General features: G+C 42.9%; 10 protein-coding genes. 8 read left to right on the top strand and 2 right to left on the bottom strand.

The window, feature by feature from the left end:
- The first annotated feature begins 45 nt into the window (after positions 1-45).
- The 6 genes from ABFX15_RS01550 to ABFX15_RS01575 all read left to right on the top strand — a co-directional run bounded on the left by ABFX15_RS01550 (position 46) and on the right by ABFX15_RS01575 (position 8,942).
- Entirely contained in the window at positions 46-2,163 is a 2,118-nt protein-coding gene (locus tag ABFX15_RS01550) for a PBP1A family penicillin-binding protein (protein WP_346023777.1), read from the top strand.
- A gap of 107 nt (positions 2,164-2,270) precedes the next feature.
- Positions 2,271-2,612 carry a YlbF/YmcA family competence regulator gene (locus ABFX15_RS01555; protein WP_346023778.1) on the top strand — a complete coding sequence of 114 codons (342 nt, stop codon included), beginning with the start codon at positions 2,271-2,273 and terminating at the stop codon, positions 2,610-2,612.
- A 95-nt stretch (positions 2,613-2,707) separates the two neighbouring features.
- Positions 2,708-3,931: a metallophosphoesterase family protein gene (locus tag ABFX15_RS01560; protein ID WP_346023779.1), complete on the top strand. Its 1,224-nt coding sequence runs from the start codon at positions 2,708-2,710 to the stop codon at positions 3,929-3,931.
- Between the two features lie 4 nt (positions 3,932-3,935).
- Entirely contained in the window at positions 3,936-6,722 is a 2,787-nt protein-coding gene (locus ABFX15_RS01565) for an ATP-binding protein (protein ID WP_346023780.1), read from the top strand.
- Between the two features lie 54 nt (positions 6,723-6,776).
- Entirely contained in the window at positions 6,777-7,745 is a 969-nt protein-coding gene (locus tag ABFX15_RS01570; RefSeq protein WP_346023781.1) for a 3'-5' exoribonuclease YhaM family protein, read from the top strand.
- A gap of 162 nt (positions 7,746-7,907) precedes the next feature.
- Positions 7,908-8,942: a peptidylprolyl isomerase gene (locus ABFX15_RS01575; protein WP_346023782.1), complete on the top strand. Its 1,035-nt coding sequence runs from the start codon at positions 7,908-7,910 to the stop codon at positions 8,940-8,942.
- 233 nt (positions 8,943-9,175) lie between these two features.
- Here the strand turns inward: ABFX15_RS01575 and ABFX15_RS01580 are convergent, their stop codons facing one another.
- The gene (locus ABFX15_RS01580; protein ID WP_346023783.1) at positions 9,176-9,532 is read right to left on the bottom strand and encodes a YtxH domain-containing protein; all 357 of its coding nucleotides are present in this window, start codon (positions 9,530-9,532) and stop codon (positions 9,176-9,178) included.
- Between the two features lie 4 nt (positions 9,533-9,536).
- Positions 9,537-9,974 (bottom strand): HIT family protein, encoded by a 438-nt coding sequence (locus ABFX15_RS01585; protein ID WP_346023784.1) that lies wholly within the window; start codon positions 9,972-9,974, stop codon positions 9,537-9,539.
- Positions 9,975-10,117: 143 nt separating this feature from the next.
- Between ABFX15_RS01585 and ABFX15_RS01590 the strand changes: the two genes are divergently transcribed.
- Both ABFX15_RS01590 and ABFX15_RS01595 read left to right on the top strand, forming a co-directional pair.
- Complete coding sequence (locus ABFX15_RS01590; protein WP_346023785.1) at positions 10,118-10,852, top strand: ABC transporter ATP-binding protein; 735 nt, start codon at positions 10,118-10,120, stop codon at positions 10,850-10,852.
- A gap of 1 nt (position 10,853) precedes the next feature.
- Positions 10,854-12,059 (top strand): ABC transporter permease, encoded by a 1,206-nt coding sequence (locus ABFX15_RS01595; protein ID WP_346023786.1) that lies wholly within the window; start codon positions 10,854-10,856, stop codon positions 12,057-12,059.
- The last annotated feature ends 4 nt before the right edge of the window (positions 12,060-12,063 follow it).

Genomic DNA, 12,063 nt, shown 5'->3' on the forward strand with positions numbered 1-12,063 from the left:
ATGTGTAACTGTTTAAAGGGATAGGAGTAAGATGAGGGAATAATCATGACTAAAAATCAATTAAAACAAAAACTAAAAAAAATGTTCAGTCACACCATACAGAAACTGAAACCCAGGCTGAAACGGTCCTGGGTAGTAGGGAAACGTAAATGGAAGAAATTCCATATGACTAAACTGCTCATACTGACCGTTCTCTCTGTTGCGCTGTTATTCAGCGTCTATCTTGCCGTTCTCGCAAGGACGGCAAATGTGAATGCCTTGAGAGCAGGGCTCGAACAGTCTACTACGATTATGGACGAGCAGGGTGAGGAAGCTGGAACGCTATTTGCACATAAAGGCTCATTCGTGGAAATGGAAAGAATCTCTCCTCATATTGTTGATGCAGTAATATCGACAGAAGATCAGCGGTTTGAGAAGCATCGCGGATTTGATCCGATCGGAATTGGACGTGCAGCTGTAGGATATGTTATGAACAGAGGACAGATAGTCGGTGGTGGAAGTACAATCACCCAACAATTGGCCAAAAATGCCTACCTCTATGCAGATCAGACCCTGATGAGGAAACTCAGGGAGCTGTTTCTGGCTATAGAAATAGAGAAGCACTACACTAAAGATCAGATACTGGAAATGTATCTCAATAGTGTCTACTTTGGTAACGGAGTATGGGGTGTTGAGGATGCTTCTATGAAATACTTTGGCAAGGGAGCATCTGATGTCACTGTTCCCGAGGCTGCGGCTATAGCAGCTATGCTGAAAGCACCCAGTCATTATAATCCGATCGACAATTATGAGCGGTCGATCAGCAGAAGAAACGTCGTGCTTTCATTGATGGAAAATACTGGAACGATCACTGGGGAGGAAAGAGCCAGCTATCAGCAGACTGGACTGACTCTGGTTGACAGATATAACAGCACAGATGGATACCGCTATCCCTATTATTTTGATGCAGTCATAAACGAAGCAGTTAACAGGTACGGCTTTGAAGAAGAAGACCTGATGAACAACGGTTATACTATATACACTTCTCTTAATCAGACTCATCAGCAGCAGATGGATGCAGTCTATGCCAGCAACAGCAATTTCGAAGTGGCTGCTGACGGAACAGCGGCGCAGAGTGCATCTATCGCACTGAATCCGAAAACTGGCGGAGTGAGCGCAGTAATCGGTGGTCTAGGAGACTACACTTTCCGAGGATTCAATAGAGCAACGCAAATGAGAAGGCAGCCAGGATCAGTAATCAAGCCTCTGGGCGTCTTCACACCAGCACTGGAAGCAGGATATGCGCCTGATTCACTACTTAAGGATGAGCTGCTCTCATACGGTGAAACAGGTTATACCCCAACGAACTTATCTGGTTATTATAGCGGAGAAGTTCAGATGTATAGAGCTTTGGCAGACAGTCTCAATGCACCGACGGTCTGGCTGCTTAATGAACTTGGATTGAGAAAAGGAATGAATAAAGTTGAACAGTTCGGTTTAAGAGTAACGGACAAAGATAATCATTTGGGGGCTATCGCATTAGGTGGAATGGACAGAGGTGTTTCGCCTCTGGAAATTGCCAGTGCGTACAGCGTCTTCGCCAATGAAGGAATTAGAAAAGATCCGCACTTTATTACACGAATTGTCGACGCCACAGGAGCTGTGGTTGTGGACAATACTTCTCCCAGATCAAAACGTGTGGTGTCCGCTAAAGTAGCCGATCAGATGAACAGCATGCTCTTAAGCGTGTTCGATAACGGGACTGGACGAAACATTCAACCAGACGGTTTCAAGATAGCGGGTAAAACGGGGACAACACAGACAGAATCAGGTACAGGAGCAACTGACCAGTGGGTGGTTGGCTATACACCTGACCTTGTGATCACAAGCTGGATGGGTTATGATCAGACAACTGACTATCACTATCTCAACACAGCAACGTCTCAGGGGATCGGACAGGTATTCAAGGCACAAATGGAGGCCATCCTTCCCCATACGGAGCAGTCTACTTTCCTGGTAGAAGAAGCTGGATCAGAATTTAGAGTTGAAGAGCCTTCATTTATGGATAGAATGACAGAAGGGCTGGACGATGCAAGTGAATTTATCAGAGAGGGCTCCTCTGTGATCCGTGAACGTGTCGGAGAGCTGTTCAGGCAGTTCCGCAGTCGACAGCCAGGACAATAAATAAATTAAAGCCTTTTATTCTTTTCTGGCAAGACCATTCAATTCGTGATAAACTTGTATAGTAAAGAAAAAGCTCGACATAGAGTGAAAAATGAAGGGATGAGACGATGGCTGTCAACATTTATGACACGGCTAACCAGTTAGAAAAGGAATTAAGAAACACTGAAGAATTTACGAGATTAGAAGCGGCATTCGGTGCTGTTAAAGAAGATGAAGAGGCAAGTCGCGTATTTAACGAATTCCGTCAAGTACAGCAGACGATCCAGCAGAAACAGATGATGGGCCAGGAAATTTCTGAAGAAGAAGCAGTACAGGCTCAGGAGGTTTCGACTAAAATCAGTCAGAATGAAATCATTACTAAACTGCTTGAAGCTGAAAAGCAAGTCGGCCAGATGATCGACGACATCAACCAGGTAGTATTGAAACCCGTTAGAGAATTATATCAATAAAAGATCAGATGAAGAGGGCTTGCTAATATAGTGAGTCCTTTTCACTAACACTACTAAGAACATATGTACCCTATAAGAAGAAGGAGTGTTTACTCATGGTCCTATTTGTTCACGCCGCAGATCTGCATCTGGACAGCCCCTATAAAGGCATCAAAGATCTGTCCAGCCGTCTGGGGGAAAAAATAAAAGAATCAACTTTCCAGTCATTGACTGCTATTGTCGACCTGGCAGTGGATCAACAGGTCGATTTTGTGCTTTTCTCAGGAGACATCTACGATCTGGAAGATCGGAGTATCAAAGCTCAGATTGTCTTTAAAGAAGAGATGCAGAGACTGAATGACCAGGGCATTCCAGTCTGTCTGATCCACGGGAATCATGATTTCTTGGGAAATGAAGCAGACCATCTTTCCTTGCCGTCAAACGTGACTGTATTTCCCTCTGAAGTAGAGACGATTTACATACAGACAAAAAAAGGGGAGCGTGTGGCTGTCAGCGGATTCAGTTATGATAGAAAATGGATCGACAGGCGCATGATAATAGACTACCCTTCTCGAAAGGCACAGATAGATTATCACATAGGCCTTCTCCATGGTTACGAAGAAGGACAGAAATCAGAGCATGGCAGGTATGCACCTTTTTCCCTTGCTGAACTGGCTGAAAAGAATTATGATTACTGGGCTTTGGGGCACATCCACAATAGGCAGCAGCTTTCAGCTGAACCACTTGTTTATTACAGTGGAAATACCCAAGGACGTCATAGGAAAGAAACTGGAGACAAAGGCTGTCTGCTAGTCAATTTATCCCGTTCAGGTCATAGCGTCGACTTTAAAGCTACTGCACCAATCATCTGGAAGGAACTCAATATCGATGTAAGCACACTTGAGACACTCGACAGTATTTATGAAAAGATCAGACAGGCAGTGATTGAAACAAGTGACGCTCAGACACTGCTTTATCTTAAAGTCATCGTTTCGTCGCAATTATCAGATAAGATAATGACTAAATTGAATCAGGATGACTTCATTGAAACGCTGCACCATGATTCTGATAAATCTTTTGCTTTCGTAACGGGGCTTAAAATACAGATAAGTAACGTCACAGCAAATCAGGTATCGCTGGAACAGCTGTTTACAGAGGAGTGGAAGAGATCGGTCGAGTATTATTCAGAAAATGAAGCATTTAACGAAGTGACTAAGGAACTGCTGAATACCCATCCGTTTTCAGTGGAACTGTCTGAACAGACTGAAGAATACAGACGCGAGATTTTAGAGTCAGCACTGACTTTGCTTCAATATGATATAGGAATGAATGAGGGATAGAGAAATGAGAATAAAAAAGCTCGTGATTTATGGATACGGGAAGTGGATCGATGCTGAATTTGACTTATCCTCTTCGATCCAGGTTATACAGGGGCAGAATGAAGCCGGAAAATCTACGCTGATGTCGTTTATTCATAGTATATTATTTGGTTTCCCGACCAGACATAGTTCTGCTCTCAGATATGAACCGAAAGAAAGCAGTCGTTATGGAGGGAAAGTGATTCTTGACGACGACCGTTTCGGTGAAGTGACGATCGAAAGAGTAAATGGAAAAGTCACTGGAGATGTAACGGTTACCCTCGAAGATGGAACTGAAGGAGATGAGAGACTGCTTGATACGATCCTTCATAAAAAAAACAGATCATTTTATGAGCAGATCTATTCATTTGATCTGAAGGGTGTTGAAGAAACAAAAGGCATGAACCGGGAGCAGTTCAACCGCTTCTTCTTAAGTGTCGGATCCTTTGGAAATGAGCAGTTCCTTAAGCAGGCCGATCAGTATAAACAGAAAGCCTCTCAGCTGTTTAAACCGACGGGACGCAAACCGAAAGTAAACGAGCTCTATCGCTCCCTAAAAAAGCAGAAAGAGCAGTTGAGTAAAGCGAAAGAAAAAAACGAAACATACATTATCCGGGTCAAGGGTAAAGAAACGGTCGATGCAGAAATGGATCAGCTGGAAAAAGAATTGAAGCAGAAACGAGAAGAGAGGGACCTTCTTAACCATCACCTCAAGCATATTGAAACAATTGAAGAATTGAACCGGCTGAAGAGAGAAATCGATCAGTACCCGGACCAGTCATTACCAGAAGATGGTCTGATCCAGCTCAACCAAATCAATAGACAGCTTGAAAAAATGAGAGAACAGACTAAGGAACTGCATGAGAAGCAGAATGCTCTTCAGGACAAGTATCGCCCCTCAAAAGAACTGCTGGTGTATCAGGAGAACGAAAAGGCAGTGGATCAGCTGACAGGCAAGTGGGATCAGCTTGAGTTGAAAGCTGACTCGATTAGAGAACTAAAGCAGCAGATCACCCTTCTGGAACAGCAGACCTTTGAGTTTAAGTTAAGAGAAGGCCTGTCCCTTCAGGATGACTTGCCCGAGGATCTTACTTCAGACAGCAGAGGGCAAGTTCAGCTGATCGATCAGTCAATAAATCGTTTGGATCAGGAAGAAAAGGAATCGAACGAAACGATTGAAAGACTTAAGCTTAAAATCGAACATAACGAAGAACAAATCGATTCGATTGAAGAGACGCTATGGCCACTCTCGACATTTAAAGCAGTTGAGGCAGAAGAAAAACAGAAAAGAACACTCGATACGCCAAAAGTCTCCGAGAGAAAACCGGTCATACTTATTACCAGTTTCTTATTGCTGCTTGCTTTCCTTGCATTAGTACTTCAAAACTGGTTTCCCCTTCTAGGTGTTTTCCTTCTTGCTGGAGTGTGGACTATCATGGCCAGACGAAAAGGAGAAGCCGTTAATTATAGAGAACCAGATTATGACAGAAGTGAATATTACTATCAGAAGAAACTGCGGCAGCAGTGGAAAGACACGCTTGCATCTATCGATTCACTGCAGCAGCAGATTGGCGAGGAAAAAGATTCTCAGAACAGGATCAGGCAGGAAAAAGAAAAGTATGCTGCATCATTTTCAGAATGGAAATCAGTTCATCGTTACCCTGAACACTACTCACTGACTGCTGTGATGTCTTCAATGGAAAAGATGTCAGAAATAAGAAAAGTTGAACGACAGCAGAGAGAACTGTCAGATAGATTGTCAGAACAAATAACTGAGCTGGATAAGGAACTGAGACAGAACGCCTTTACTCGTACCATTTACGAAGACGAACAGGATCCGTTAAACGTCTTTTCTGAGGCTAGAAAAAAACTCAGACAGATTGAGCAGGACAAGCGACTACAGCAGGCCTATATAAAAGAAACTGAGAAAATTCAGAATGCTGTATTATATTTTGTTCAGCAGGAGAAAGAACAGAATAAAATGAAGCATGAGCTTTATGATCAGGCTTCTGCAAAGAACGAAGAAGCCTTTATACGTGCCTATCACACGCTTGAGGAAAAGAACGAAAAGATCAGACGCTATGAGCATTTATCTTCGACAATCGATGTAAGTGAACAGTCTCTGGCCTTGTCAGGCGAAGATGTGAAAAGTAAGCTGATGGAACTGGCTGAATCAGCAGAAGAGTTAGAAAGCCTCTATAAAGAAAAAGCCCGAAGATCTGTCGAACTTGCTTACGAAATAAAGGAACTGGAAGAAGGTGGGACTTACTCGGAACTGCTTCAAAAGTACGAAAATGAAAAAAGTATTTATCAGGATGCAGCTGATCAATGGAGCACATACAAAATTGCCTCCTCATTGATTGAACGGACTCTGAATAACGCTAAAGCCAATCAGCTGCCTCAGACCATTGCTCTGGCAGAAAAATATTTTTCTTCACTTACGTCGGGAGACTACCCATCGATCCTTATGGACTCCGACGAGTTCTTTGTGATTGACCGCAGTGGAAAGAAATGGGCAGCGGAAGAGCTCTCAAGAGGAACTGTCGAGCCGCTTTACGCTGCGATACGACTGGCTTTTGTAGTCAGCTTTAAAGATACGGTGCGTTTTCCGGTCATTATTGATGATAGTTTTGTCAATGTCGATGAAGCGAGAAAAAGTAAACTGTATGATCTGCTGAATGAGGTCTGTCAGTCTGTACAAGTCATTTATTTTACCTTTGATTCAACTATTACTGATTATGTTCCTGAGTCTCATGTGTTAAAATTGAACTAAGTAGTGGAACAAACATATTGAAGATAATGAACAGCAGGCAAAGGAGTGACGACAATGAAAAAGTTATACGACTACCAGAAAGATGAGCAGTTGAACCTCTTCCTTCTGATCAAATCAGCTGAAGAAAAAAAAACACGGAACAATAAACCTTATCTTGCCCTGATTCTACAAGACACCAGTGGAGAAATTTCGGCTAATTACTGGGATGCTTCTCCCAATGATGTTGAACAGTTCAAGCCGGGCCGAGTTATAAAAGTGGATGGCAGACGGGAAGAATACAATGGGGCCCCTCAACTGCGAATCAAGCAGATGAGGCTTGTTAAAGATGATGAACCGTCTAATCCTGACTTATACATTGAACGGGCACCAGTCAATAAAGACAAGATGATCGAAGCATTCAACCAGGCTGTCTTTGACATAACTAATGCTCACCTGAACCGTATTGTTCGCTATATAATGAAAAAGTATCAGAGAGAGTTCTTCCAAAGTCCTGCTGCAAAGAAAAATCACCATGCATACCTCGGCGGACTGGCTTTCCACACAATGTCCATGCTCAAAATTGCAAAATCAATAACGGCTAGTTATGATCTGCTGAACCCATCTCTGCTTTATGCTGGAATAATTCTACATGATGTCGGAAAGGTGATAGAACTCAGCGGACCAACAGCCACAGAATATACGCTCGAGGGTAAACTGGTGGGACACATCGTCCTTATCTATGATGAGATTTCAAAAGCGTGTGTGGAGCTGAAAATCGACGAAAGTCACGAAGACGTTCTTTTGCTTAAACACCTTGTGCTTGCTCATCATGGCGAGATGGAATATGGTTCTCCAGTGAGACCACAGATTCCTGAAGCTGAAATCATCCATTACATCGATCAGATCGATGCGAAGATGAATATGATGGAGTCTGCCTTAAGAAAAACAGAAGCTGGAGAATTCTCTGAACGGATCTGGGCCATGGACAACCGCTCGTTTTTCAAAAGCACGGTAAAGAATGAGAGACCAGCCTCTGAACAATAAACGATCTATTTGTGAAGGCTTGATGAAAAATAGTAAAGATTTGCTTTATACGTTTTCATTTTCTTTAGACCTGTGTTATATTAATTGAGGTACGGACATGGGTGATAATTTCTGCCTTGACCGTTCACTAGATTATAAGAATTAGGATGTGTATTTACGCGTATGAAAAAAATGTTATTTGGCGCAGTAGCCTGTTCAGGACTTTTACTGGCAGGATGTGCAAGCAGTCCCGAAGTAGCTTCAACAGTAGCTGGACGTGTTCGTGAAGATGAATTATATGAAAGAATGAAAAATGAAGTCACTCAAAGTGGTATGACTTTCGGAGAGCAGATGCTGCAGCAGATCCTGCTTGAAGATATTCTTGATCACGCATATGGTGATGAAGTATCTGATGAAGATATCGATGCTGAACTCGAAAGAGAAGCTGAACCTTATGGCGGCATTGAAGAATTCGAAGAAATGATTGCCATGCAGGGCATGTCTCTGGACGATGTGAGAAACAGTGTACGCACATCACTTCAAGTGAGAGCAGCTATTAAGGATCATGTCGAAATAACAGAGGAAGAAATCGAAGAAGCATACGAGAATTATGCTATCGATTCAACTGTTGCTCATATTCTTGTAGAGGACTTAGGTCTTGCTGAAGAAATCATTGATGAGTTGAATGATGGAGCTGATTTCGGTGAGCTGGTTGCTGAACATACGATGGACACTGGAACAATCGAAAGTGACGGCGAACTTGTGCTTGAACCTGGTCGTTTCGTCCCTGAATTCGAAGAAGCAGCAATGGAACTTGAAGAAGGTGAATTCACTCAGGAACCAGTAGAGTCTCAATTCGGCTATCACATCATTAAACTTGTAGAAGAAGGCGAAAAAGGCACCCTGGAAGAAGAACGTGAAACGATCGAGGCTATGCTCATTGACAGCTACATGCAGGACCAGGCAGTGGTTCAGGAAGTTATCGGCGAACTTGTACGTGACGCGAATGTTCAGATTTCAGACGAAGATCTGACAGGAGCAATGCAGCAGTTCATGGAGCCTGCACCTGAACAGCAGGAAATGGATCAGGATATGCTGGACGAACTTCTAGAAGAAGACGGTAATGGCGTCGAAGAAGATCCTGAAAGTGATGAAGACACAGATACAGATGTCGATACTGATGATGACTCAGAAGAAGCAGAAGAAGATAACGAATAAAATTAAGACTATGGCACATGGGCTGATAATAATCTCCCGTGTGCTTTTTTTGTGTAAATAATGGGGAGGGAGAACAGGTGAATAGACCATATATCGTTTTATGGACCATTAGATCTATTGGACGACATGCGAATGTACCATAAAGTCAGATATGAACCATTAGTCAGATAAATACATTAAGCTGACTCACAACACACAAAAAACGTTGCCGACCTCAAGACGGCAACGTTTTTTTATTCGGTTGGTGAAGATAGAGTATCTGCTGTCTTTTCTACTTCAGTCTGAATTTTCTCGGCTTTTTCCTGAATCCGTCTCATACGAGGTTCAGCTTCTTTCTGAAATTCGGCTGCCACTGTCTGCATGTCGCTCATGAATTCAGTCTGTACAAAATTTACTTCAGAAGTCAATCGGCTGACAGCTGATTTCAAGTCATTGACTTTATCTGTTACATCCTGAACATGGTCAGTTGTATCATCGATATAGGCCTTCAGCATTTCCTGATTCTGCTTTCCTGGTCTGGGTGTTCTGACCAGCCCGTAAAATCCTCCAAGAACGACTCCTGATAAGCTTCCTAATAGAAAATGTTTCATGATCTTACCCCTCCTTTGCTAGTGTGCTGACGATTTTGTTCCGAACCTCATCCAGCTCGTCATCAGAATAATCGTCCGAATGTGTGTCCCATTTCAGTCCAAAACCATCTTTATCAGAGTTATATCTAGGTAGCAGATGAACATGGCCATGGAATACGCTCTGAGAGGCGATCTCCTCATTGTTCATCAGGAGATTTAACCCTTCACATTCCGGATCGAATGATCGGACGGCACGTGCTATCTTTGGTATTTTCGCAAATACGTCCGCAGCCAGCTCGTCTGTATAGTCGAGAATATTTCTGACATGCTTTTTGGAAATGACTAGAGTATGTCCCTTAGTCACTTGAGATACATCCAGAATGGCAATGACTGTATCATCTTCATAGACTTTTCTGGACGGGATCTCACCATCAATAATCTTACAGAATATGCACTCGCTCATGACTTTCCCTCTTTCCATAGTACAGTATAGATACAGTTTATCATATTATGCCGGGAAATAATAAAAAGACACTACTGGAATCTTTAAACCTTCACTTTGTGTGGTAAAATATAAGCACTAGTTTACAGGGAAGGATAGGTAGTATGAGCTTGAAAGTTGAATCTCTGACAGGGGGATACAGTAGAATACCTGTTTTAAAATCCGTATCGTTCGACATTGCAGATGGTGAACTGATCGGACTGATCGGGTTAAATGGTGCCGGAAAAAGTACCACCATCAAACATATTATCGGCCTGATGAAGGCTTTCGAAGGAACAGTTAAAATAGATGGCCGAACGATCAACGAAGATCCGGAAACGTATCGCAGAAAAATTGGATTCATCCCGGAGTCGCCCCTGCTATATGACGAACTGACTTTAAAGGAGCACATTGAGATGACGATCATGGCATATGGGCTTGATCGCGAACAGGCTTGGAAGACAGCGAATTATCTGCTTGACCTGTTCAGGCTGACCGAGCGGCTTGAGTGGTTTCCAACAGACTTTTCAAAAGGCATGAAGCAGAAAGTGATGATTGTCTGTGCCTTTGTTATTGAGCCGTCTCTGTTTATTATTGATGAGCCTTTTCTTGGACTTGATCCATTGGCTATCAGAGACCTTATCCAGCTTATGGAAGAACATAAGCGTAACGGGGCCTCAATATTAATGTCCACCCATGTACTGGCAAATGCAGAACGAATCTGCGATAAATTTGTCGTCATGCATGATGGTGAAATATATGCGATGGGAACGATGGCTGACTTAAGAAAACACTTCGACATGCCGGAAGCTACTCTTGATGAGATGTACGGACGGCTGGCTGACAGGGAAGGGTTTTAAAATGACGGTCAGAGACATGTTTAAAAAGAGAACGTATGAGTATTACAGACGGATTGGCAAATACCTTAAATATGTGTTCAATGATCACTTTGTCATTGCTTTGATGATCCTGACGGGTGCATTAGGTTTTACTTATTCAGATTACGTCGAGACCGTTGCTCCCTCGGATCTTCTCCCACGTCTATTGCTTGTTGTGATCGTATACTCTGTCTTGCCAGTAGGTGGAATAAGGACACTGATCGAACCAGCTGATGGCATATATCTCCTCCCTATTGAAAAGCAGATGGCTCCGATCATGAGGCGACACTTGCTTGTAAGTGGCCTGTTTTTAAGTGCGGGGATGGCTGTGATTGCGACTCTTACGATGCCTTTAATGGAAGCTCTGGACATAACTGGTCAGGCATACAGCTTAAGTTGGCTGGCTGTGTTGATCTGTTTGAAGCTGATCGATCTGCTGGTCCAGTATCATTCATTTCAGTCGGACAGTCTGTCGCTGATACGAACTATTAGTATAGGTAAACACATTCTGATACTAGGAACCCTCGGGCTGAGTCTTTTCGTTTCCCTATGGGCCGGTCTAGCATTAGCCCTTGGAGGACTTTCTGGGCTCCTTTACCTGGTATTCAGTTATTCCCGTGAGAAGCTCTGGAACTGGGACAGAATGATTGATGTGGAACAGAAACGAGTCCAGGGGATATACAGGCTGATCAATCTTTTCATTGAAACGCCTTATGGACAGAATAAAGTCAAGCGTATGAAAGGATTCGATCCCTTGATCAGAGTCATCAGCTCGAAGACAGATCCGCATATGTATTACATCAGTAGAGTATTTATAAGACAGACGGCTTTCAGCGAATTGTATGTCAGACTTCTGACTATTGGACTGATTGTCATATACTTCACTCCTGTATTATGGCTGAGAACACTTGTGAGTGTACTGTTTATTTATCTGATCGGTTTTCAGCTTCTTCCTCTAAAACAAGTTCTGGACGAATCTGTTCATTTTAAATTGTATCCTTATACAAATACTGATAAAATAAAAGCCATCCAAAAATTGTTGAACGCGGCACTGATGGTAACGAGTATCATCTTCTCTCTGGGATCCTTAAACGGGGGTTGGGAGACCACAGGGGTAGTCTTTTTGATCAGTACACTGTTCGTTTTTGGGTTCAATTCAGTATATGTACCTAGAAGATTAGGCCATTAGGATA

Source organism: Alkalibacterium indicireducens (assembly GCF_039522005.1).
In the GTDB taxonomy this organism is placed as follows: Bacteria; Bacillota; Bacilli; order Lactobacillales; family Carnobacteriaceae_A; genus Alkalibacterium; species Alkalibacterium indicireducens.